Annotated in this window: 19 protein-coding genes; 8 read left to right on the top strand and 11 right to left on the bottom strand. The window is 72.5% G+C overall.

Annotated features, from left to right (window positions below; translation table 11 throughout):
• Window positions 1-94: 94 nt before the first annotated feature.
• Window positions 95-973, top strand: a complete 879-nt coding sequence (locus ACQPW6_RS19030) for a phosphotransferase (RefSeq protein WP_433890841.1) — start codon at window positions 95-97, stop codon at window positions 971-973.
• 15 nt (window positions 974-988) lie between these two features.
• Here the strand turns inward: ACQPW6_RS19030 and ACQPW6_RS19025 are convergent, their stop codons facing one another.
• From ACQPW6_RS19025 to ACQPW6_RS19010, 4 genes are all read right to left on the bottom strand, one after another.
• The gene (locus ACQPW6_RS19025; protein WP_433890840.1) at window positions 989-1585 is read right to left on the bottom strand and encodes a GNAT family N-acetyltransferase; all 597 of its coding nucleotides are present in this window, start codon (window positions 1583-1585) and stop codon (window positions 989-991) included.
• 59 nt (window positions 1586-1644) lie between these two features.
• Window positions 1645-2790 (bottom strand): alpha/beta fold hydrolase, encoded by a 1146-nt coding sequence (locus ACQPW6_RS19020; RefSeq protein WP_433890839.1) that lies wholly within the window; start codon window positions 2788-2790, stop codon window positions 1645-1647.
• 278 nt (window positions 2791-3068) lie between these two features.
• On the bottom strand, window positions 3069-4010 hold the full coding sequence (locus ACQPW6_RS19015) for a LysR family transcriptional regulator (RefSeq protein WP_433890838.1): 942 nt from the start codon (window positions 4008-4010) through the stop codon (window positions 3069-3071).
• An 88-nt stretch (window positions 4011-4098) separates the two neighbouring features.
• On the bottom strand, window positions 4099-4545 hold the full coding sequence (locus tag ACQPW6_RS19010) for an anthrone oxygenase family protein (RefSeq protein WP_433890837.1): 447 nt from the start codon (window positions 4543-4545) through the stop codon (window positions 4099-4101).
• A 94-nt stretch (window positions 4546-4639) separates the two neighbouring features.
• Here ACQPW6_RS19010 and ACQPW6_RS19005 point away from each other — a divergent pair, with 94 nt between their 5' ends.
• Window positions 4640-5218 carry a TetR/AcrR family transcriptional regulator gene (locus ACQPW6_RS19005; RefSeq protein WP_433890836.1) on the top strand — a complete coding sequence of 193 codons (579 nt, stop codon included), beginning with the start codon at window positions 4640-4642 and terminating at the stop codon, window positions 5216-5218.
• A gap of 115 nt (window positions 5219-5333) precedes the next feature.
• On the opposite strand, the gene ACQPW6_RS19000 is transcribed toward ACQPW6_RS19005, so the two are convergent.
• Window positions 5334-8591 (bottom strand): discoidin domain-containing protein, encoded by a 3258-nt coding sequence (locus tag ACQPW6_RS19000; RefSeq protein WP_433890835.1) that lies wholly within the window; start codon window positions 8589-8591, stop codon window positions 5334-5336.
• Between the two features lie 456 nt (window positions 8592-9047).
• Between ACQPW6_RS19000 and ACQPW6_RS18995 the strand changes: the two genes are divergently transcribed.
• Complete coding sequence (locus ACQPW6_RS18995; protein WP_433890834.1) at window positions 9048-9971, top strand: class I SAM-dependent methyltransferase; 924 nt, start codon at window positions 9048-9050, stop codon at window positions 9969-9971.
• Between the two features lie 112 nt (window positions 9972-10083).
• Entirely contained in the window at window positions 10084-11493 is a 1410-nt protein-coding gene (locus ACQPW6_RS18990; protein ID WP_433890833.1) for a serine hydrolase domain-containing protein, read from the top strand.
• Here the strand turns inward: ACQPW6_RS18990 and ACQPW6_RS18985 are convergent.
• The gene (locus ACQPW6_RS18985; protein WP_433890832.1) at window positions 11423-13060 is read right to left on the bottom strand and encodes a DHA2 family efflux MFS transporter permease subunit; all 1638 of its coding nucleotides are present in this window, start codon (window positions 13058-13060) and stop codon (window positions 11423-11425) included. The two genes, ACQPW6_RS18990 and ACQPW6_RS18985, sit on opposite strands and share 71 nt — an antisense overlap.
• Window positions 13061-13222: 162 nt before the next feature.
• Entirely contained in the window at window positions 13223-13771 is a 549-nt protein-coding gene (locus ACQPW6_RS18980; RefSeq protein ID WP_433890831.1) for a MarR family winged helix-turn-helix transcriptional regulator, read from the bottom strand.
• Between the two features lie 203 nt (window positions 13772-13974).
• On the opposite strand from ACQPW6_RS18980, the gene ACQPW6_RS18975 reads away from it, so the two are divergent.
• A complete protein-coding gene (locus tag ACQPW6_RS18975) occupies window positions 13975-15315 on the top strand; it encodes a globin domain-containing protein (protein WP_433894586.1) in 1341 nt (446 codons plus the stop codon).
• 61 nt (window positions 15316-15376) lie between these two features.
• Here the strand turns inward: ACQPW6_RS18975 and ACQPW6_RS18970 are convergent, their stop codons facing one another.
• The 3 genes from ACQPW6_RS18970 to ACQPW6_RS18960 all read right to left on the bottom strand — a co-directional run bounded on the left by ACQPW6_RS18970 (window position 15377) and on the right by ACQPW6_RS18960 (window position 17596).
• The gene (locus tag ACQPW6_RS18970) at window positions 15377-15883 is read right to left on the bottom strand and encodes an NUDIX domain-containing protein (RefSeq protein WP_433890830.1); all 507 of its coding nucleotides are present in this window, start codon (window positions 15881-15883) and stop codon (window positions 15377-15379) included.
• 175 nt (window positions 15884-16058) lie between these two features.
• Entirely contained in the window at window positions 16059-17222 is a 1164-nt protein-coding gene (locus ACQPW6_RS18965; RefSeq protein ID WP_433890829.1) for a cystathionine gamma-lyase, read from the bottom strand.
• Complete coding sequence (locus tag ACQPW6_RS18960; RefSeq protein WP_433890828.1) at window positions 17219-17596, bottom strand: phage holin family protein; 378 nt, start codon at window positions 17594-17596, stop codon at window positions 17219-17221. Before ACQPW6_RS18960 ends, ACQPW6_RS18965 begins: the two co-directional genes overlap by 4 nt.
• Window positions 17597-17674: 78 nt before the next feature.
• On the opposite strand from ACQPW6_RS18960, the gene ACQPW6_RS18955 reads away from it, so the two are divergent.
• On the top strand, window positions 17675-17992 hold the full coding sequence (locus ACQPW6_RS18955) for a cupin domain-containing protein (protein WP_433890827.1): 318 nt from the start codon (window positions 17675-17677) through the stop codon (window positions 17990-17992).
• A 124-nt stretch (window positions 17993-18116) separates the two neighbouring features.
• Complete coding sequence (locus ACQPW6_RS18950; RefSeq protein ID WP_433890826.1) at window positions 18117-18332, top strand: DUF5326 family protein; 216 nt, start codon at window positions 18117-18119, stop codon at window positions 18330-18332.
• 55 nt (window positions 18333-18387) lie between these two features.
• Here ACQPW6_RS18950 and ACQPW6_RS18945 read toward each other — a convergent pair whose 3' ends face one another.
• Window positions 18388-19680 carry a YibE/F family protein gene (locus ACQPW6_RS18945; protein ID WP_433890825.1) on the bottom strand — a complete coding sequence of 431 codons (1293 nt, stop codon included), beginning with the start codon at window positions 19678-19680 and terminating at the stop codon, window positions 18388-18390.
• A gap of 167 nt (window positions 19681-19847) precedes the next feature.
• Between ACQPW6_RS18945 and thiC the strand changes: the two genes are divergently transcribed.
• Window positions 19848-21644, top strand: a complete 1797-nt coding sequence (gene thiC / locus ACQPW6_RS18940; RefSeq protein ID WP_433890824.1) for a phosphomethylpyrimidine synthase ThiC — start codon at window positions 19848-19850, stop codon at window positions 21642-21644.
• Window positions 21645-21693: the final 49 nt, after the last annotated feature.

The raw sequence follows: 21693 nt of genomic DNA, 5'->3' as shown, positions 1-21693 counted from the left end.
CCCCGGGAAACCGGCCGCCGCGAGATGCGTGGCCTGTGCATGAGGAGCAGAGCGTAGCAGCGCGGACCGACAATCGGACCAGGGCGGCGGTAGCGTGCTGGGCGTGACGCAGACGGGCGACGAGACGGACGAGGTGCTGGACGGCGGGCTGGCCAACGCCGGTGCGGTGGTGCGGCGCGGGGACGTGGTGCGGCGGCCTGCCCCGCGGAACGCGGCGGGGCTGCACGCCTGGCTGCGGGCGGCGCGGCGGAGCGGGTTCGACGGGCTGCCGGAGCCGCTGCGGCTGACCGGTGACGGGCGGGAGGAGCTGACGTTCGTGGCCGGGGACGTGGCCCTGCCGCCGTTCCCGCGCTGGGCGATGACGGCCGACGCGCTGCGCTCGGTGGGCGAGCTGCTGGCGCGGTTGCACGCGGTGAGCGACACCGTGCCGGTGGACGGATCGGCGCCCTGGTCACGGGAGATGGCCGACCCGGAGGTCGGGACGGCGCCGAACGGCGGGACGGGCCCGGAGGTCGGGACGGCGCAAGGGAGCGGCATCGTGCTGTGCCACAACGACGTCTGCCCGGAGAACGTCGTCTTCCGCGCCGGCCGCGCCGCCGCCCTGATCGACTTCGACCTGGCCGCCCCCGGCCGCCCGCTGTGGGACCTGGCGATGACCGCCCGCTACTGGGTCCCGATGCTCGACCCGCGGTCCGCCGCCTTCTCCTACCCGGACCCGGTGGACGCCCCCGCCCGCCTGCGCCTGCTGTCCGACGGCTACGGCCTCGCCCGCGAGGCGCGCGCCGAGCTGCCGACGGTGATCGAACAGGCCACCGCCGTCTGCCGGGAGTTCGTCGAGCGGCGGGTCGCGGACGCGGACCCGCCCTTCCTGCGGACCTTCACCGAGCGCGGCGGCTGGTCCCGCTGGGACCGCCTCCAGACCTGGCTGACCGACCACCGTGAGACGTTCGTCAACGCGCTGACGCAGGCGTGAAGTCCAGGAAACCGCTCACCACGTGAAGTACGGCTCCCGGCCTGCCGCCCGCTCCCGCTCCTCGAACTCCCGGGCCAGCAACCCGAACTGGTGCAGATCCCGGTACCTCCCGCCCTGGAAGGCGTGCTCGCGGCGCACCCCCTCCTCGGTGAAGCCGAGCCTGCGCTGTAGCGCGAGCGAGGCCGCGTTGCCGCCGTACACCTCGGCGTAGCAGCGGTGGTAGCGGCGTTCGCCGAACATGAAGGAGAGCATCATCCGGACGGCCTCCGAGGCGTAGCCGCGCCGCTGATGGGCCGTGCCGAGCGAGATGCCGTAGTGGAAATGGCCGTTGAGCCGGTCGCAGCCGCCCACCGAGAGGTCGCCGGCCAACTCGCCGCCGTCCAGGGTCTCGACGACCATGGTGTAGTCGTCCGACGCGCCGCCCGGCGGCTTCTCGCTCTGCTCCTGCGCCCACTTGCGCCCGAGTACGGCCGAGATCGGCGCCAGCAGCCGGTCGCCGTCGCGCTGCGTCTCGCCCTCCTGGTTGATCGCGGCCAGCTGCTGCCAGTCGTCGGGCTCCATGGCCCGCAGCCGTATCCGCTCGCCCGTCCAGAACCGCGTCGGTCCGCTCATGTCCGTCTCCCCCTCGGGTCCGCCCTGTCGGCAGGACCATCCTCGCAACCGTCACGGCGTTACGGCGTCGCGGCGGCCGGACCGGCGTCCGTCGCGGGCAGGAACGCGGCCAACGCCTCGGCCACCAGGCCCGGTTGTTCGAGGGACTGCATGTGGGGGGTGCCGGGGAGTTCCTGGTAGACGGAGCCCGGGATGCAGGCGGCGATCGCGCGCATGATCTCCGGGGTGGTGGACGCGTCCGACTCGCCGGCCAGGACCAGGGTCGGGGCCGGGAAGCCGGTCAGCCGGCCCTGCACGTCGAGGTCGATGAACGAGCGCCAGGCCGCCGCCCAGTCGGTGGCGTTGCCGCGCAGGACGCGCTCGCGGGCGTAGCGGACCGGCCACTCGTTGCGGGCCAGTGCGCCCGGGGTGAACCAGCGGGTCAGGGAGGGGACGATCTGGGCGGCCATGCCCTCGCGTTCGCCGGACGCGGCCCTGGCCTCGAAGGCGTCGAAGGGGTGGTCGGTGGTGGCCAGCAGGGACAGGGAGGCGAAGCGTTCCGGGTGCGCGACCGCCGCAGTCTGGGCGATGCCGCCGCCGTAGGACAGGCCGACCACGTGCGCGCGGTCGAGGCCGAGGGCGTCGAGTACGGCGACCAGGTCGTCGGCGGTGTCGGCCGGCGTGAACGGGCTCGGCGAACCGGCCGCGCTGCCGTGGCCGCGCAGGTCGTAGGCGAAGACTCGGCGTCCGACGGCCAGTTGGTCCATCACCTGCTCCCACATCCGCCAGTCCAGGCCGAGCGCGTGCAGCAGCACCACCGGCGGGCCGCTCTCGCCGCGCCGCGCGACCTGCGTGTCGTGGTCGCGCAGCCGGATCGTGCGCAGCCGCGCGGGGCGGGCGGCGCCGGACTCGGTGAGCGCGCCGTCGATCACTTCGAGGGCGGCCAGCGCGCGCGGGAAGCCGGCGTAGACGGACACGTGCTCGGCCAGCGCGCGCAGTTGGGAGGGGGCGATGCCCTGGCGGAGCGCCGCGCGGGCGTGGGTGGCCAGTTGCGGCGCCTGCCCGCCGAGGGCGGCCAGGATCGCGACGGTGGCCATCTCCCGGTCGGCGCGGGTGAGTTCGGCGTGCGCCATCGGGCCGCCGAACGCGCCCTCGACCACGGTCTCGTACAGCTGCGGAGAGCGGGCCAGGACGGCGCCGAGGCCGTCCTCGGGGTCTGTGCCCATTAGCGCCCGGTACTCGGCCCGGCCGCGCTCGGCGCGCTCGCTGCGTTCTAGGCGTTCGCCGCGCTCCCCGCGCGAGGTGCGCCCCGCCCCCGCCGTGCGTTCTGTACGTTCCGTACGTCCTGCGCCTTCAAGGCGATCGTGGTCCTGGTCGTGGTCGTGAACCATGGTGACTGCGTCCCTTCGCGGCGGCCGGCCCGGTGTTCCCCGGGCCCTGCCGGTACGCCGTCCACGATCGCCGACCGCCGGGTCAGTCGTCCAAGACCTGATCGGTCTGATGATCAGACGTCAGAGTTATCACCGGCAGCCTCCCCACACCGGTCACCGGGCCCCGGAGCCGCGAACTCCGCGTGCCCCACGACGAAGTCGATGAACGCCCGCAGCGCGGGTCCCGGCCGCCGCCCCGCCGACCACGCCAGCGTCGGCGTCCAGTACAGCTCGGGCTCCAGCCCCACGACCGCGACCGGCGGCCCCGGCGCCCGCGCCACCGACCGCGGCATGACGGCCGCGGCGAGACCGACCCCGGCCAGAGCCCGGGCGGTGCTGTACTCCCGGCTCTCGAACCGCTGCACCGGCCGCGCGCCCGCCGCCGCCAGCGCCGCCGCGACGATCTCGCCCACCGCCGAGCCCGCCGGATAGACCACCAGGTCCTGCCCGTCCAGCGCGGCCACCGGCACCGTCTCCCGCCCGGCCAGCGCCGACCGCGGGCCGGTGACCAGCACCAGCGGCTCCGTGCCGAGCGGGTGCGAGGCCAGCCGGCGGTCGCCGGGGGCGGCCGGCGCGGCGAGCGTCGCCACGTCGAGCCGCCCGGCGGCCAGCCCCGCCACCATCTCCTCGGTGTTCAGCTCGCGCAGCTCCACCTCGACGCCGGGGAACTCCCGGCAGAACGTGGCGAGCACCCGGGCCAGCTGCGCCATCAGCCCGCGCGCGGTGCCCAGCCGGATCCGGCCCCGTACGCCGCCGGCCCAGCCGAGCATCTCCTCCTCGACGGCCGCCAGGTCGGACAGGATCCGGTCGGCGTGTTCGAGCAGCGCGCCGCCCGCCGCGGTCAGCGCCACGCTGTGGTTGTCCCGTTCGAACAGGGTCACGCCGAGCTGCCGCTCCAGCTTGCGGATCTGCTGGGACAGCGCGGGCTGCGCGATGTGCAGCGATTCGGCGGCCCGGGTGAAGTGCAGCTCGCGGGCGACCGCCTGGAAGTACTCGAGCTGCCGCGAGCCGATCATGACTGGTTGCCGCCCCGGGTGAGGATTTCCATCAGATGGCCAGGAGCCGCGGAAGCGGCTGCCCCTCCACGGACATGATGGCTCAGTCTCAGGTGAGGGCGGTGACCAGCAGGGTGAAGGCGGCGATGAGGACGGCGACGCGGGCGTAGTGGTAGCGGTCCCAGCGGTGCGCCTGCTCCTTCCAGTCCTCGGGCCGGTTCTCAGGGGTCCATTGCTTGCTCTGGTTGTTGATCGGGACGAGCAGCAGGACCGACATGACCACGCTGACGACCAGCAGCCCGGCGCCGGCGACGACGAGGCCGGCGCCGTGGTCGCCCCATCTCGCGGCCGCCCAGACGGCGGCGAGGACCAGCGAGCCGATGTACCAGAACGGCATCACCGCCCCGAGCATCCGGCCCCCGTGGGCGCGGCCGAGCTGCCCGCTGTCCTCGGGGAGCGCGTCGAGGATCCGGTTGATGACGAAGGCGACGGAGAACTCCACGCCCACCATCAGGCCGACGACCACGGTGGTGAGCACCTCGAGTGCGTTGAGCATGATGATCGGTCCCCTCGGAATCTAGTGTTGCTAGCTGTTGATGCAACGCTAGCTCTAATGTCGCTTGTTTGTCTAGCGATGCTAGGATCGACTCATGTCGGTAAAGGAACGCAAGGAGCGCGACCGGTCGGCGCGCGAGCGGCTCATCTTGGCGACGGCCCGCGAGCTCGCCGAGCAGCAGGGCTGGGACGCCGTCACCACCCGCCGGCTCGCCGAGCGGATCGAGTACAGCCAGCCCGTCCTCTACAGCCACTTCCGCGGCAAACGGGAGATCATCGGCGCCGTCGCCCTGGAGGGCGCCGCCGAGCTGGCGGCGGCGGTGCGCGCCGCGACCGCCGGCGCGACCGCCCCGCGCGAGCGGGTCGCGGCCCTCGCCCGCGCCTACCTCGACTTCGCCGAACGCAACCCGGCCGTCTACGACGCGATGTTCCAGCTCGACGGCGGCCTGGCCTTCGCCCAGGAGGACACCCCGGAGCCGCTGAAGGACGCCTTCGCCGCTCTGCTGGAGAGCCTGGGCGAGGTCGCCGGCGACGGCGTCGAGCCGGGCGTGTTCACCGAGGTGTTCTGGGCGTCCCTGCACGGGCTGGCGACCCTGTCCCGCGCGGGCCGGCTGCCGCCGGAGTACGCCGAGACCAGGGTGGCGGTCCTGGTGGACCGGCTCGCGGTGCTCTGACGCTCCGCCGGCCGCGCACCCTGGCAGCTCCGGCAGCCGGGGCCGGAACGGGGAACGCCCCCGAAGCCTGCGCACCAGGGCTTCGGGGGCGTTCGTCAGAGCCGGACCGCCACGGCTACGTGGTGGTCCAGGGGAAGGTCGCCGAACCGGTGGCTCCGGTCGGCGACGTGGCGGTGACCGTCACCGTGCTGGTGCCGGCGCGGGTGCCCGCTCCGGTGAACCGGCCCTCCGGGGTGAGGGAGATCCCCGGGGGGAGGCCGGTCGCGGTGTAGGTGGTGCCGGTGGCGCTGTTCTTGTCGAACGTCCAGTTCACCTGGGCGTGCACGGGCGTGCTCATGCCGTGCGGGTTGGGCACCGACAGCGGCGCCGGCGACGGCCCCGCTCCGGTCGACGGCCCCGCGCCGGTCGCCTTGGCCGCCGCGGGGGCGGCCACGGTGCCGGAGACCGTGGTCGGCACGTTGAGCGTGCCGGTCTGGCTGAGGCTGCGCGAGGAGTCGCCCACCAGGATCTGGTAGGTGCCCGCCGCCGTGGTCCAGTTGCTGCTGCCGGTGTTCCAGTACGCCAGGTCGTGCGTGCTCACCGTGAAGGTCAGCGTCTGCGCCTGACCCGGGTTGAGCGTGACGCGCTGGTAGCCGCGCAGCTGGTGCACCGGCTCACCGGTGGACGCCGGATCGCCGACGTAGAGCTGCGCCACGTCGGTGCCGGCCCGCGTCCCGGTGTTGGTCACCGTCACATGCACGGTGGCGTTCCCGCCGGACAGCGCCCCCACCTGCAGGTTGCTGTAGCCGAAGGTGGTGTACGAGAGCCCGAAGCCGAACGGGAACAGCGGCGCGATGTTCTTCGCGTCGTACCACCGGTAGCCGACGTTCAGGCCCTCGCTGTACTGGACCTGGCTGTTGGTACCCGGCCACTGCGCCGGGGTGTTGGCCGGCACGTCCGCCAGCGACTTCGGGAAGGTCACCGGCAGCTTGCCGGACGGGTTGACGTCGCCGAAGATCAGCGCCGCCATCGCCGTGCCGATCTGCTGGCCCGGGTAGAACCCCTCGAAGACGCCCGCGACCTGGTTCAGCCACGGCATGTTGATCGCCGAGTTGTTGTTGAGCACCACGATGGTGTGCGGGTTCGCCGCGGCCACCTGGGCGATCATGTCGTTCTGGCTGACCGAGCTGCCGCCGTTGTTCGGCAGGTCGAGCGTGGTGGTGTCGTGCTCCTCGTTGCCGTAGTTGTCGCTGGCGTAGACGATCGCCACGTCCGAGCTGCGGGCCAGCGTGACGGCCGAGGCCAGGTTGGTGGCGTCGTTGTACTGCACCGTCGTGCCGGTGCCCGCCACCCGGTTCTGGATGCCGGTGATCGGCCACACCGTTCCCGAACTGGTCGTCGTACCGCTGCCGCCGCCGATGGTCTGCACCCCGGCGCCGCCGTCCCAGCCGATCACCGCGATCGACTTGGTGGTGGCGGTGGACAGCGGCAGGATGCCGTTGTTCTTCAGCAGGACGGTGCCCTCTTCGGCGCCCTTGAGCGCCACGGCGACGTGCTCCGGGGTGGTGACGGTCGCGTCCCGGTTGCCGCTGGGCGCCTTGTCGAACAGGCCGAACGTGAAGAACTGGGTGAGCAGCCGGCTCACCATGGTGTTCAGCGTGGCCTGGCTGACCGTGCCGGCCGCGACCGCCTGGGCCAGGAAGTCGGCGTAGAAGTACCCGTTGGGCATCTCCACCGTCAGACCGGCGTTGGCGGACTCCACCGTCGAGTGGGTGCCGCCCCAGTCGCTGGTGATGAAGCCGCCGAAGTTCGCCTGCTGGTAGAGCCCGGTGTTCATCAGGTCCGGGTTCTGGCAGGCCGGCACGCTGTTGACGACGCTGTACGCGCACATCGCCGCGGCCGGCGAACCCTGCTGGACGGCGGCCTGGAAGGCGGGCAGGTAGATCTCCTGCATGGTCCGCTTGTCCACCACGACCGTGCCGGCCGGATTCTCGATGTTGTAGACGGCCACGTGCTTCATCTCGGCCATCACACCCTGGCTCTGGATGCCCTTGATGTCGGCCGTCGCCATCTGCCCGTTGAGGTACGGGTCCTCACCGAACGTCTCGAACGCCCGGCCCCAGCGCGGGTCGCGCACGATGTTCAGCGTCGGGCCGAGCGCCACCTGCACGCCCTTGCCGGCGAACTCCGCGCCGATCGAGGCCCCGTACTGCTGCTCCAGCGCGTTGTCGAAGGTCGCCGCCGAGGCGTTGGCCGACGGCATCTGGGTGACGCCGCCGAGGCCGTCGCCGACCCCGTGCGGACCGTCCTGCAACCCGATGTTCGGGATGCACAGCGACGGGATGCCGGTGATGTTGCCGATGTACGGTGTGGCGTTGTTGTTGCCGTGCAGGATCGAGACCTTCTGCGCGGTGGTCATCTGCGCCATCACCTGGCCGACCCGGGTGGCCACCGGTGCGGTGGAGCCGACCCACGGGCAGTCCCCGTTGCCGCCGCCGGGCGGCGGGGTGGTGGTGCCGCCGGGCGTCAGGACGGTGAACTCCCACAGCGAGTAGCCGTACGCGGTGGCCCGGACCGTGCCGTACATCCGCACGTACCGGCCGGTGCCGGTGAAGGACAGGTTCTCCACGCCGCCGGGCCCGGTGGTCGTCGAGTAGACCGTGTTCCACGTGGAACCATTGTCGGAGACCTGGATCTGGTACGCCTTCGCGTACGCGGTCTCCCAGGTCAGCTGGGCGCCGCAGATCGACTGCGACGAGCCGAGGTCGACCTGCACCCACTGCGGGTCGGACGCGGCGCTCGACCAGCGGGTGCCGGCGTTGCCGTCGAAGGCCGCCGAGGCCGGAGTACCGGCGTTCTCGGTGGACGAGGCGGTGGCCGGCTTGCCGAGCGCGGCGGTGGTGGTGCCGCAGACGGCGGGCGGAGTGCCGCCGCCGCCGGAACCGCCGTAGACCTGGAACTCCCAGAGCGAGTAGCCCCATTGGGTGCCGCGCTGGGTCCCGTACATCCGCACATAGCGGCCGGTGCCGGTGACGTTCAGGGTCTGGTTGCCACCGGTGCCGGCGGTCGTGGAGTAGATGCTCGTCCAGTTGCTCGCGTTGTCCGAGACCTGGATCTGGAACGCCTTGCCGTAGGCGGTCTCCCAGTTGAGCACTACCTGCGTGATGGGCTGCGACGAGCCCAGGTCCACCTGTATCCACTGCGGGTCGGAGGCGGCGCTCGACCAGCGGGTGCCGGTGTCGCCGTCGACGGCCGCGCCGGCGGTGAACGCGTCCTGCACGGAGGACGCGGTGGCCGGCTTGCCCTGGGACAGCAGGGTGGGGGTGGCGGCGTGCGACGGGGTGGGGGCGAACGTCAGATACGCCGAGGCGATCATCGCCAGGGCCAGCAGCATGACGGCCTGGGGTGATCGTCGGAAACGTTTACGGCTTGCGGAGAGCCCGGGTGGGGTGACCCTCATTCTTGCTCCTGTGGTCGATGCGGCCCGCGAGAGGGAGGAACCGGCATCGCGGACCCGCGCCGCTGCCCGGCCGGTGGGTCCGGTCGGGTGGAATGTGACGCTGCCGTGGTGCGGTGGGGGGCACCGGCCCCGTTCTCGCGGCCGGGGTCGGCGGTTGCTGCGTACTACGGCGTGGAGCGTTGGTTGTGCTGCCGTGCTGTGGTGTCCGTGCTGGGTGGTGCTGTGCGGTGCTGCCGTGCGGTGGTGCGGATGGTGCGGGCGGCCGGGAGAGCTGACTGAGAGCGCTCTCTGACCGACGTGATGTCTACGCCCGCCGTAAGGGGCTGTCAACCTTCCTGACCGTCCCGGCCGGATGGGCCACTGGCCGGCCACCGGTGAGAAGGTGGGGGAATGAGCGAGGAGACGTCGGGGCGCACCGAACGGGCGGGGGAATCCGGGCAGATCAGGGCCGGGCTGACCGGCGTTCCGGAAACCGCGCTGTGGAATCTGTACAACCGGGCGGCCGAGGCGAGGCGATCGGGCCGGCGGGTGCTGAGCGATCCGCGGGCGGTGGAGCTCGTGGAGCGGATCGACTACCCCTTCGAGCGGTTCGGCGGTTCCCCGATGGCGCAGTGGCACGCGCTGCGGGTGCGCTGCCTCGACGACGAGGTGCGGCGGTTCCTGGCCGAGCGGCCCGGCGGCACGGTGGTGGCGCTCGGCGAGGGCCTGGAGACGCAGTTCTGGCGGGTGGACGACGGCCGGGTGCGCTGGCTGACGGTCGATCTGCCGGAGAGCGTCGAGCTGCGCGACGCGCTGCTGCCCGACGATCCGCCGCGCCGCCGCACGCTGGCCTGTTCGGCGCTCGACCTGCGCTGGATGGACGAGGTGGCCGACGCGGATCCGGCCGATGTGATGGTCACCGCGCAGGGGCTGCTGATGTACCTGCCGCCGGAGCAGGTCAAGCAGCTGATCGCGAACTGCGCGGAGTGCTTTCCCGGTGGGCGGTTCCTCTTCGACGCGCTGCCGCGGGCGATAGTGGCGCGCAGCAAGGCGGCCGGGCCTGACGCGTCGTCGGACGGGGCGTCGGGGACGGGCCCGAGCGGTGCCGGTTATCGCGCGCCGCGCTGGGAGTGGGGCATGGACACCGGCGAGTACCGCAAGGTGGCCACCGCCTCGCCGCGGATCGCCGAGGTGCGCAGCCTGCCGTTGCCGCGGGGCCGCGGCCTGTACGCCATCGCGCCGCTCTCGCACCGGATTCCCGGGCTGCGCGCGATGCGCATGTCGATCATCTCGGTGCGGTTCGGCGCGGCGGATTATCGTAACGATCTCGCCTGACGAACCAGGCGCGACGAACCAGGCGTGACGAGCAGACGCGCCGGCCGGGCCGGGCGGCCGGGTGCGGCGACGGGCCGGCCCGCCGGCCAGGCGTGAGAAAAGGTGAGTGCACGTGACCGAACAGCCCGGCGAAGAGTTCGGATACGGGAGCGAACTGCTCCCCGCCACCCGGCGCGCGCTGCTGTACCGGGTGGCCGTGGGGCAGGCCGAGGGCCGTACCCCCTCGCTCGCCGGCGCGGTGGTGCGCGACGGGCGGATGGTGTGGTTCGGCTCGCGCAGCATGATCGACGGGCACGCGCCGGACGCCGACACCCAGTACCGGATCGGCTCGGTCACCAAGACTTTCGTCGCCGTGCTGGTGATGCGGCTGCGCGACGAGGGCCTGCTCGCGCTGACCGATCCGCTGGAACGCCACCTGCCGGGCACCACCGCCGGCGGACTGACCGTCGGCCAACTGCTCTCCCACACCTCCGGCCTGGCCTCCGAGACCCCGGGCCCCTGGTGGGAGCGCACCCCCGGCGACCTGCGCCCGGAGCTCGCCGACCTGCTCGGCGACGGCCCGTCCAAGCACCCGGCCGGCCGCCGTTACCACTACTCCAACCCCGGGTTCGCCCTGCTCGGCGCCCTGGTGGAGCGGCTGCGCGGCGCCCCTTGGGGCGATGTGCTGCGCGCGGAGGTGCTGGCCCCGCTCGGCATGGACCGCACCACGCTGCTGCCGGAGCCGCCCGCGGCCGGCGGTTTCGCCGTCCACCCGTGGGCGGACGTGATGGTGCCGGAGGCGGTGCAGGAGACCGGCCGGATGGCGCCGGCCGGCCAGCTGTGTTCCACCGCGGCCGACCTGTCCCGCTGGGCGGCGTTCCTGCTCGACGGCGACGGGCGGCCGGCCGGCGAGACGGTGCTCGGCGCCGGGAGCCTGGCCGAGATGCGCGAACCGGCCGCGCCGCCGCAGGAGATCGACCCCGCCGCCGGCTACGGCCTCGGCCTGCAACTGCTGTGCACCGGCGGCCGGTCGCTGTTCGGCCACACCGGCTCGATGCCGGGCTTCCTGACCTCGCTGTGGGTGAGCGAGGCTGACGGCGTCGGGGCCGTGGTGCTCACCAACTGCACCTCGGGGCCCGCCACCAGCGCCGTCGCGACCGACCTGCTGGCGATCACCGCCGACGCCGAGCCCGCGATGCCCGCGCCCTGGCGCCCGGCCGACGCGCTCGACGCCGGGCTGCTCGACCTCGCCGGGCCCTGGTATTGGGGCACCCACGAATACGCGCTGCACGTCAGGCAGTCCGGCGACCTCCAGCTCGCGCCGCTGACCGGCCAGGGCCGCGGCGCCCGCTTCCGCGCGGGCGGCGACGGCACCTGGACCGGTCTTGAGGGTTACTGGGCGAGCGAGACGCTGCGGCCGGTGCGGCGCGCGGACGGCTCGCTCAGCCATCTCGACCTGGGTTCCTTCACGTTCACACGCTCGCCGTACGATCCGTCGGCCCCGGTGCCGGGCGGCTTCCCGGGCTGGCCGACGACCCGCTGACGCCCCCGGTCTCGCTGACGGTGCCGGGCTCGCTGACGCCGTCGGCCTCGCCTGCGGTGCCGGCCTCGCTTTCACCGCCCGTCCCGGCTGAGCCGCCGGTCACCGCCGCCGCCGGCCGGCCGGGCCGCAGCAGCACCGCGGCCAGCAGCGCGGCGGTCCCGAGCAGCCCGGCGGCGATCACGAAGGCCAGGTGGTATCCGCTGGTCAGGGCGTCCGGCAGGGCCGCCCCCGCGGCGGTCCTGTGCGCGGTGCGGGTGGCCGCCAGGGTGGCGAGCACCGCGAGCCCGAGCGCGCCGCCGATCTGCTGCGCGGTGTTGAAGACGCCGGAGATCAGCCCGGAGTCGGCGGGGGTCGCGTCGGACATGCCGAGCGTCATCAGTGCGGGCATCGCCAGTCCGAAGGAGGCGCCGAAGACCAGCAGCGCGGGCAGCAGGTCGGTGGCGTACGAGGCGTGCGCCGACGGCGCCCTGGCCAGCAGCAGGAAGCCGGCGCCGAACAGCAGCAGCGACGGCAGCAGGACCGTACGCGGCCCGAAGCGCGCGCCGAGCCGGGCGGAGAGCACCAGCGACATCACCCCGATCACCAGCCCGACCGGCGCGAGCGCCAGGCCGATCTTCAGCGGGTCGTAGCCCAGCACCCGCTGGAGGTAGAGCGAGGTCATGAACTGGAAGCCGAAGGCGCCCGCGATCATCAGCATCAGGACGATGTTGGCGCCGGTCACGTTCCGCGACCTGAACACCCGCAGCGGGAGCAGCGGTTGCGCGGCCCGCTGCTGCCTGAGCAGGAACGCGGCCAGCAGCACCAGGGACAGCGCGCCGCCGCCCGCCGTGGCGCCCGAGGTCCAGCCGCGGTCGGCGGTCTTGACGATGGTGTAGACGCCGAGCATCAGCGCGGCGGTGACCAGGGCGGCGCCGGACGCGTCCACCCTGCGCGCCCCGGGCCCCCGCCGCCCGGTCGTGGCCGGGCGGTCGTCGGGCAGCAGCCGCACGCTCAGTACGGCGGCGGCCGCGCCGATCGGCAGGTTGACGATGAAGATCCAGTGCCAGTTGAGCGCCTGGGTCAGGATGCCGCCGGCCAGCAGGCCGAGCGTGCCGCCCGCGGACTGCACGAAGCTGTAGACGCCCATCGCGCGGGCCCGGCCGCGGGGCTCGGAGTAGAGCGCGATGACCATGCCGAGGCTGACGGCCGAGACCATCGCACCGGCCGCGCCCTGTACGAAGCGGGCGGCGATCAGCAGGCCGGCCGAGTTCGCGATGCCGCACAGCAGGGACGCGCCGGTGAACGCGGCGAGGCCGCCGACCAGGATCCGGCGGCGGCCGAACAGGTCGCCGAGCCGGCCGGAGAGCAGCAGCAGACCGCCGAACGCGATCAGGTAGGCGTTCACCACCCAGGCCAGGCTGGACGGGGAGAAGTCCAGGTCACGCTGGATGGACGGCAGGGCGACGGTCACGATCGTGCCGTCGAGGATGATCATCAGGGTGCCCACGCTGAGCACCGCGAGGGCCGCTCCGGGGGAGTACGCGCGCGGGGTCGCGTTCTGGGGCGGGCGCTGGGAAAGAGCTGGCATCAGAGGTCGCCTCCTGGCGGATGAAGTGCCAGGAACGACCGTAGCAGATGGTTTTGTTGAGGACTATCTCTTTCGGGTCCACTTGGTTTTGGCGGCCGCGGGAGCGTTCGCGGACCCGCTCGGGATGCGGCCCGCGGCCCGCTCGGGATGCGGTCCGCAGGGCTACTTGCGGGACTGCCGGGGCCGGCGCACCCCCTGGATGCCTTCCGGTGACTCGACCGGGGTGGCGAGGTGGCCGGTGGCCAGCCGGTTCAGCGCGCCGACGAGCACCGCTCGCTCATGCTCGGGCAGCGCACCGAGCACGTCCTGGTGGATCTGGTCCACGATCTGCTGGCCGGTGGCCACCACCTTCCGGCCGGCCGGGGTGACCTTGATGATCCGCGCTCTGCGGTCGGTGGCGGACGGCACCCGCTCGGCCAGCCCGGCCCGCTCCAGATGGTCGACGGTCACCACCATCGTGGTCTTGTCCAGGTCGGCCAGGTCGGCCAGCTGCGCCTGGGTGCGCTCGGCCTGGTCCGCGTGCGCCAGCACGCAGTGCGCGCGCGGTGACATGTCGATCTCGGCCAGTGCGGCGGTCATCTGGGTGCTCAGCACATGGGCGGTGTGGTGGAGCAGATAGGACAGGTCAGGGCTCGCGCTCAACGGGGCCGGCGGGGCGCTGGGGGTGGACGCGGGTGTGGACGCGGGTGCGGACGTGGACTGCACGGTCATGAATCGAGGGTAGCAAGATAGGTCGGCTACGGGATTGTTCTGCGGCGGACCTATTTCGGCCCCGGCCGGATGTTCCACGTGGAACATCGGCGCCGGTGCGGCAGCCGAGCCGATCGATCCTAGGGGAGCAGACTGCCCCGGTACCCGTCCTTCGGATTATTCGTCCCCTCCGATCACCCTCGGTGCCACGCTCGCTACGCACCATGCACTGGCGGGCAGTTCGCAGAGCGGCGAACGACGAGGAGTTCGGGGCAACGCTGACCATGGACGCCAACACCACTTACTCCGCGGCACCCCCCGAGCCCTCGGCGGCACCTGCGGCAGCGCGGGAGTCCGCCGGGCCGCCGGCGGCTGAACCGCCGCCCGACCCTGACGTCCCTCCGTCGGCCGGCGCCCCTTCGCCCCAAGGCGCGCCTCCGTCCGCCGACGCGCTGCTGATCCGGCGCACTCTCCAGGAGATCGAGCCGGTCGGCGACAAGGCGGTCTCCTACTTCTACGCGCTGCTGTTCATCCGGCACCCCGAGCTGCGCGAGCTGTTCCCGGCCGCGATGGACACCCAGCGGGACCGGCTGCTCAAGGCGCTGCTCACCGCCGCCGGCCAGATCGACGACCCGGGCGCGCTGCACGGCTACCTCTCGCATCTCGGCCGCGGGCACCGCAAGTACGGCACCCGCGCGCAGGACTACCCCGCCGTCGGCGAGGCGCTGCTCGGCTCGCTGGCCCGGTACGCCGAGGCCGTCTGGACCCCGCAGACCGAGGCCGCGTGGGTGCGGGCGTACCGGACGATCTCGCAGATCATGATCGACGCGGCGGCGGCCGACGAGCAGCACGCACCGCCCTGGTGGCAGGCCGAGGTGGTGGCCCACGCGCTGCGGACGCCCGACATAGCGGTGGTCACCGTACGGCCCGACCAGCCGTATCCGTTCCTGGCCGGGCAGTACGCCACGATCGAGACGCCGTGGTGGCCGCGGATCTGGCGGCACTACTCGTTCGCCGCCGCCCCGCGTGACGACGGCCTGCTCACCTTCCACATCCGTGCGGTGCCGGCCGGCTGGGTGAGCAACGCGCTGGTGAACAGGACCAGGGTCGGTGAGACCGTCAGGCTCGGCCCGCCGGCCGGCTCGATGGTGGTGGACCACGGCAGCGACAACGGCATGCTCTGCCTCGGCGGCGGCACCGGCATCGCCCCGATCAGGGCGCTGGTGGAGGACGTGGCCCGGCACGGCGGGCGGCGCCCGGTGCAGGTGTTCTACGGTGCCCGGCGCACCCACGACCTCTACGACCTGGACTCCATGCAGCGGATGCAGCGCGAGCACCCCTGGCTGTCGGTGCGCACGGTGGTCGCCGACACCCCGAGCGACGCGCTGACCGGGCCGCTGCCCGAGGCCGTCCGCGAGTACGGGCCGTGGGACGCCTACGACGCGTATCTGGCGGGGCCGCCCGGCATGATCCGCAGCAGCCTGGACACGCTGGTGCGGATCGGGGTGCCGTCGCACCGGATACGGCACGATCAGGTGCAGGAGCTGTCCCTCAGCCCGCGCTGACCGTCGGGTCCACCGTTCCGTCCTGACGAGGACGGCTCCGCGCCGGCCGCAGCGCCGTGGGTCAGTCCAGGTCCGGGCCGAGCAGCCCGAGTACGCCCTCGATGTTCGCGTCCAGGTAGTGCCGCAGGGTCAGCGGCATGATGTCGACCGAGGCGATGCCCAGCCGGCTGAACGGCACCCGCACCACCTCGTACTCGCCGCACGGCTCGTCGATCTCCGGGCCGTGCCGCCGGTCCAGGTCGAGCGCGGCCAGCCGGCAGGCGAAGAAGAACTGCACCTTCACGCCGTGCGAGCCGTCCTCAGCGATGTGCTCGACGGTGTCGAGGAAGGCCGGCACCACGTCGGTGACCTTGCCGCCGAGCTCCTCGTCGATCTCGCGGTGCAGCGCGGCGAGCACGCTCGCGTCGTCGTCCTCGACCCCGCCGCCGGGCGTGAGCCAGTACGGTGCGATGCCGGGCTTGGTGCGCTTGATCAGTACGAGGTCGTCGCCGTCCAGGATGATGGCGCGAGCCGTGCGCTTGACCACCGGGCGAGTGGTGGCGGGGCTGGAATACGTCTCCGGGGGCATGCAGGAGATCTGCCGCGGCGGGGCCGGGGGCAAACGTGCCCGCGGCCCCGAATCGGAGCGTTCGCCTCCCCCCGTGACCCGCCGCCGCGCCCTGTGCGCCCCTGCCCCGGCCGTCCGCTTCCGCTGCCGCCCGGCCGCCCGGAGCCTGCTCCCCCGGGCCGCGCGCCGGGCGCCGTCAGCCGGCCGCCGGACCCGACGCCGCCGCGTCCAGCGCCTGCCGCACGTCGGCCACGATGTCCTCCGCGTCCTCGATGCCCACCGAGAACCGGACGAAGCCGGGCGGCACCGCGTCGCCGCCCCAGCGGGCCCGCCGCTCGGCCGTGCACTGCACGCTGCCGAAGCTGGTGGCCTCCGCCGTCAGCCGCAGCGCGGCCAGGAAGCGTTCTGCGTGCGCCTGGTCGGGCAGCTCGAACGACACCACGCTGCCGAAGCGCCGCATCTGCCCGGCGGCCACCTTGTGCGCGGGGTCGGACGGCAGGCCCGGGTACCGTACGCCGGTCACCTCGGCCCGGGTCAGCAGCGCCTCGGCGAGCGTCAGCGCGTTCGCCCCCTGCCGGTCCACCCGCAGCGCGAGCGTGGCCAGCGAGCGGTGCGCGAGCCAGGACTCCATCGGCCCGGGGATCGCGCCGATCGTCTTGCGCCAGTACCGCACGCCCGCCGCCAGCTCGGGATCGCGGGTGGTGACGTAGCCGATCAGCAGGTCGCCGTGCCCGCTGAGCGCCTTCGTGCCGCTGGACACGGAGAAGTCGGCGCCGAGCGCGAGCGGGCGCTGCCCGAGCGGGGTGGCCAGGGTGTTGTCCACGGCGACCAGCGCGCCCGCCGCGTGCGCCGCGTCGGCCAGCCGCCGGATGTCGCAGACGTCCAGGTCGGGGTTCGACGGCGACTCCAGCCACAGCAGCGTGGCGCCGTCGAGCGCGGCGAGCTGCGCGTCGCCCGCGGTCGGCGCCAGTCGGACGGTGATGCCGTAGGACTCCAGACGTTCCCGCAGCGCCCGCGTCGTCTGGTAGCTGTCGGACGGCAGCACCACCGTCTGCCCCGCCTTGAGCTGCGAGAACAGCACGGCCGAGACCGCCGCCATGCCGGAGGCGAAGGCCAGCGTGGACGCCGCCGGGTCGCCGGGCGCCTCCAGCTCCGCGATGGCCTGCTCCAGCAGGTCCCAGGTCGGGTTGTCGTCCCGGCCGTAGACGTGCGGCCCGACCGGCTCGCCCGGCAGGTGGTAGTGCGAGACGAAGACCGGCCCCGGCAGCGACGGCTCATAGGCGGTGTGCGCCGGCCGCCCGGCGTGCACGCTGCGGGTGCTGTCGCCCGACCCCGGAACCCCCGCCTGCTGCGCGCTCACTCGTCGTCCGGGAGAACGACGTGCAGCGCCCAGGACACGATGCTGATGATCAGACCGCCCAGTACCGCGGTCCAGAAGCCCTCCACGTGGAAGCTGAGGCTGAGCTTGTCCGCGAGCCAGGACGTCAGCAGCAGCATCAGCGCGTTCACCACCAGGGTGATCAACCCGAGGGTGAGGATGAACAGCGGGAAGGACAGCACCTTCACGATCGGCTTCACGAGCCAGTTCACGACGCCGAAGACAAGTGCCACCAGGATCAGCGTCAGCACTTCGTGTGCCTTGTTGTGCCCGGTGAGGGTGATGTCCTTGAGTATCCAGGTGGCCACCGCGAGGGCGCCGGCGTTGGCCAGGGTCTTGACGAGGAAGTTCTTCATGGTGTGATCGTCGCAGAAGTGATCGGCCAGGCAAGGGACCGGACAGGGTCCTGACCGGCTGTGACAGAAGGGGTACGCATGAAGGTGTTCCGGCTGGACGACCTGGATGCGGAGCGGGCCGCCAACGAGGGCGCCTATCTGCGCTTTCTGCGCGAGCGCAGCATGTCGGCCGGGCTCTACGCACTGAAGGCGGGCGAGGTGGACGCGCAGGCGCCGCACGCCCAGGACGAGATCTACCTGGTGGTCAGCGGCCGGGCCGCGATCACCGTGGGGGAGGAGACGACCACGGTCGCCCGCGGCAGCGTGGTCTTCGTCTCAGCCGGCACCCCGCACCGGTTCCACCACATCACCGAGGACCTCAGGGTCATGGTGGTGTTCTCACCGCCGGAGCCCTAGGGGTCGGTTCAGGGTCAGATCGGGCCCTTGGACGGTCCGCGGCGGGGGTAGGTGGCTCTACAGTCGAAGGGACGGCGGAGGACCGCCGGCGAGGTACGGGGGAACGAAGGGGAGACAAGGCGTCATGGACAAGCTGTTGAAGGGCATGCCCTGGTGGGTGAAGTGGGTCGCCATCCCGGTCATCGCGCTGGTGATCTTCGGCGGCCTGATCGCGAGCCTGGTCGCCGTCGTGGTCGGACTGCTGTTCAAGGTGATCGTGTTCGCCATCCTGGTCGGTGCGCTGGTGTTCGTGGTGAAGCGGGTCGGGTCGTCGAAGTCGTCGAACCGGCGCGACTGGTAGCTGCGCGAGCGGGCGGGACGGGTCTTTCCCGCGAGCCGGCGTGACGGGTGGCCCGTCAGGGCTTTCCGTGCCGGCGGTGGCCGCCGCCCGCGCCCGTCGGACGGGGCGCCGGCACCGTATGGCTCCCGTCATGTGAGGGATCGGCGCCCGCCGGGCGCCGGTCGGCGCTCACCACCAGCGCGGCCAGCGCCGTCGTCAGCGGCACCGAGGCCACCAGGCCGATGCTGCCGACCAGCGTACGGACGATCTCCTCGGCGACCAGTTCGCTGCTCGCCACCCTCAGCACCCCGCTGCGCGCGATCGAGAACAGCAGCAGCAGCGGCAGCGCGGCGCCCGCGTAGGCCATGACCAGCGTGTTCACCACCGAGGCGATGTGGTCGCGGCCGATCCGCATGCCGGCGCCGTACAGCTTGCGCCAGCTCGCGCCCGGGTCGGCGTCCTTGAGCTCCCACACCGAGGCGACCTGCGTGACGGTCACGTCGTCGAGCACCCCGAGCGAGCCGATGATGACGCCCGCGAGCAGCACCCCCTTGATCTGGATGTCCGGGTAGAGGCTGTGGATCAGGCCGGTCTCGTCCGAGGTGTTGCCGGTCAGGTGCGCCCACCCGATGAAGACCGAGCCGAGCAGGCCGATCAGGAACAGCGAGCACAGCGTGCCGATGACGGCGACCGACGTGCGCGCGTTCACCCCGTGCGAGAGGTAGAGCGCGATCAGCATGATCGCGCTGCCGCCGACCACCGCCACCAGCAGCGGATTGTCGCCGTGCAGGATCGCCGGGAGGATGAACAGCGTCAGGATTCCGAACGAGATCACCAGCGCGATCAGCGCCATCACCCCGCGCAGCCGCCCCACGACGATCACGGCGAGGGCGAAGATGCCGGCCAGCAGCGCCAGCGGCAGCCCGCGGTCGACGTCGGTGACCGAGTAGCGCATGCCGGGCGGGGCGTTGGGGGCGTAGGCCAGCACGACGCCCTGGCCCTGGGTGTAGCGGCGGCTCTGGTCCGGCTGCACGATCTCGGTGAACGTGGTGCCCTTGTCCGGGCCCGCGGCGACCTCGATGGTGGCCTTCTGGCAGGCGTCGCTCGGCGCTTTTCCGCCGGTCGGCTGCGAGGGCTCGGCGTCGGCCGCCTTGCACGACACGTCGACGAGCCGGGTGACCGTGCCCTCCCGGGTCTGCTGGTCGAAGCCGACGCCGGTCCGCGCGTGCCCCGGCGCGCCGCCCGGCCACAGGATGACGAGCCCGGCCAGCACCACGGCGCCGAACGGCACCAGGATCGCGGCGATGACCTTGCGCAGATGACGGGAGACGGGCGGCACCGGATCGTGCGCGTGCGTATGGGGTTCCACCGGCCGATCATCGCAAGGGCCCCTGGTGCGCGTCCGGCGGGTGCCGCTAACGTGAGAGCACCTTTGCACACGCGGGAGCTCGGAGCACCGGGCTGAGAGGGCGCTGACGTCGCTGCGCCGACCGCCGAACCTGTTACCGGGTAATGCCGGCGTAGGGAGTAGGTCTCATGACCATGCGGGACGCAAGCACGCCTGAAACCACCGAAAGCGGCCGGGAGATCGGCTGGCACAAGGGGTATCTCCAGGGCTCACGGCCGGACCTGCGGGTGCCGGTCCGTCAGGTCCACCTCACCAACGGCGCCGACGTGACGCTGTACGACACCTCGGGCCCGTACACCGACCCGTCCGTGACCACCGACGTCCGGCGCGGGCTCGCCCCGGTCCGGGAGAACTGGATCGTCGCGCGCGGCGACACCGAGGAGTACCCGGGGCGGCCGGTCCGCCCCGAGGACGACGGCCTCAAGCACACCTCACCGCGGGGCGGCCTGCTCCGAGGCGGGGCGGGCGGGCTGCGCAACCTGGACGCGGTCTTCCCCGGCCGGCCGCGACTCCCCCGCCGCGGCCGCCCCGGCACGCCCGTCACGCAACTCGCGTACGCCCGTCGGGGCGAGGTCACCCCGGAGATGGAGTACGTGGCGCTGCGCGAGAACGTCTCCCCGCAGGTCGTCCGGGACGAGATCGCCGCGGGGCGGGCCGTGCTGCCCGCCAACGTCAACCACCCGGAGATCGAGCCGATGATCATCGGCAAGCGGTTCCTGGTGAAGGTCAACGCCAACATCGGCAACTCCGCGGTCACCTCGTCCATCGAGGAGGAGGTGGACAAGATGACCTGGGCCACCCGGTGGGGCGCCGACACGGTCATGGACCTGTCCACCGGTCGCAACATCCACACCACCCGCGAGTGGGTGCTGCGCAACTCCCCCGTGCCGATCGGCACCGTCCCGCTCTACCAGGCGTTGGAGAAGGTGGACGGCCGCGCCGAGGAGCTGAGCTGGGAGGTCTACCGGGACACCGTCATCGAGCAGGCCGAGCAGGGCGTTGACTACATGACCGTGCACGCCGGCGTGCTGCTGCGCTACGTGCCGCTGACCGCGCGCCGCAAGACCGGCATCGTCTCGCGCGGCGGCTCGATCATGGCGGCGTGGTGCCTGGCGCACCACCAGGAGAGCTTCCTGTACACGCACTTCGAGGAGCTGTGCGAGATCCTCGCCGCCTACGACGTCACCTACTCGCTGGGCGACGGGCTGCGCCCCGGCTCGATCGCGGACGCCAACGACGAGGCGCAGTTCGCGGAGCTGCGCACGCTCGGCGAGCTCAACATGATCGCCAAGCGGCACCAGGTGCAGACCATGATCGAGGGCCCGGGGCACGTCCCGATGCACAAGATCAAGGAGAACATCGACCTCCAGCAGGAGATCTGCGAGGAGGCGCCGTTCTACACGCTCGGCCCGCTGACCACCGACGTCGCCCCCGCGTACGACCACATCACGTCGGGCATCGGCGCCGCGATGATCGCCTGGTGGGGAACGGCGATGCTCTGCTACGTCACCCCCAAGGAGCACCTGGGCCTGCCCGACCGCGACGACGTCAAGACCGGTGTGATCACCTACAAGATCGCCGCCCACGCCGCCGACCTCGCCAAGGGCCACCCCGGCGCGCAGGACTGGGACGACGCGCTGTCCGACGCCCGCTTCGAGTTCCGCTGGGAGGACCAGTTCAACCTGGCCCTCGACCCGACCACGGCCCGCGCCTTCCACGACGAGACCCTCCCGGCCGAACCCGCCAAGACGGCCCACTTCTGCTCGATGTGCGGCCCGAAGTTCTGCTCGATGAAGATCTCCCACGACATCCGCGCCACCCACGGAGCCGCGGCCCCGGCCGAGGAGATCGAGGCGGGCATGGCGGCGAAGTCCAAGGAGTTCGCGGCAGCGGGCAACCGCGTGTACCTGCCGCTGGCTGACTGACCGAAGCGCACGCGCTCCGCGCCGACCGGGCGTTGTCAGTGGTGGGCCC

It is taken from the genome of Streptomyces sp. CA-111067 (genome assembly GCF_050956065.1).
Classification (GTDB): Bacteria; Actinomycetota; Actinomycetes; order Streptomycetales; family Streptomycetaceae; genus Actinacidiphila.
This window is presented reverse-complemented; position numbering and strand designations above follow the sequence as displayed.

Coding starts and splice junctions, on each gene's coding strand:
- ACQPW6_RS19010 (WP_433890837.1), bottom strand. CDS start 4,545: ATGCTCAACGCACTCGAGGTGCTCACCACCGTGGTCGTCGGCCTGATG.
- ACQPW6_RS18985 (WP_433890832.1), bottom strand. CDS start 13,060: ATGCCAGCTCTTTCCCAGCGCCCGCCCCAGAACGCGACCCCGCGCGCG.
- ACQPW6_RS18975 (WP_433894586.1), top strand. CDS start 13,975: ATGCACTGGCGGGCAGTTCGCAGAGCGGCGAACGACGAGGAGTTCGGG.
- ACQPW6_RS18980 (WP_433890831.1), bottom strand. CDS start 13,771: ATGACCGTGCAGTCCACGTCCGCACCCGCGTCCACACCCGCGTCCACC.
- ACQPW6_RS19015 (WP_433890838.1), bottom strand. CDS start 4,010: ATGATCGGCTCGCGGCAGCTCGAGTACTTCCAGGCGGTCGCCCGCGAG.
- ACQPW6_RS19020 (WP_433890839.1), bottom strand. CDS start 2,790: ATGGGCACAGACCCCGAGGACGGCCTCGGCGCCGTCCTGGCCCGCTCT.
- ACQPW6_RS19005 (WP_433890836.1), top strand. CDS start 4,640: ATGTCGGTAAAGGAACGCAAGGAGCGCGACCGGTCGGCGCGCGAGCGG.
- ACQPW6_RS18955 (WP_433890827.1), top strand. CDS start 17,675: ATGAAGGTGTTCCGGCTGGACGACCTGGATGCGGAGCGGGCCGCCAAC.
- ACQPW6_RS19025 (WP_433890840.1), bottom strand. CDS start 1,585: ATGAGCGGACCGACGCGGTTCTGGACGGGCGAGCGGATACGGCTGCGG.
- thiC (WP_433890824.1), top strand. CDS start 19,848: ATGACCATGCGGGACGCAAGCACGCCTGAAACCACCGAAAGCGGCCGG.
- ACQPW6_RS19000 (WP_433890835.1), bottom strand. CDS start 8,591: ATGCTGCTGGCCCTGGCGATGATCGCCTCGGCGTATCTGACGTTCGCC.
- ACQPW6_RS18995 (WP_433890834.1), top strand. CDS start 9,048: ATGAGCGAGGAGACGTCGGGGCGCACCGAACGGGCGGGGGAATCCGGG.
- ACQPW6_RS18970 (WP_433890830.1), bottom strand. CDS start 15,883: ATGCCCCCGGAGACGTATTCCAGCCCCGCCACCACTCGCCCGGTGGTC.
- ACQPW6_RS18950 (WP_433890826.1), top strand. CDS start 18,117: ATGGACAAGCTGTTGAAGGGCATGCCCTGGTGGGTGAAGTGGGTCGCC.
- ACQPW6_RS18960 (WP_433890828.1), bottom strand. CDS start 17,596: ATGAAGAACTTCCTCGTCAAGACCCTGGCCAACGCCGGCGCCCTCGCG.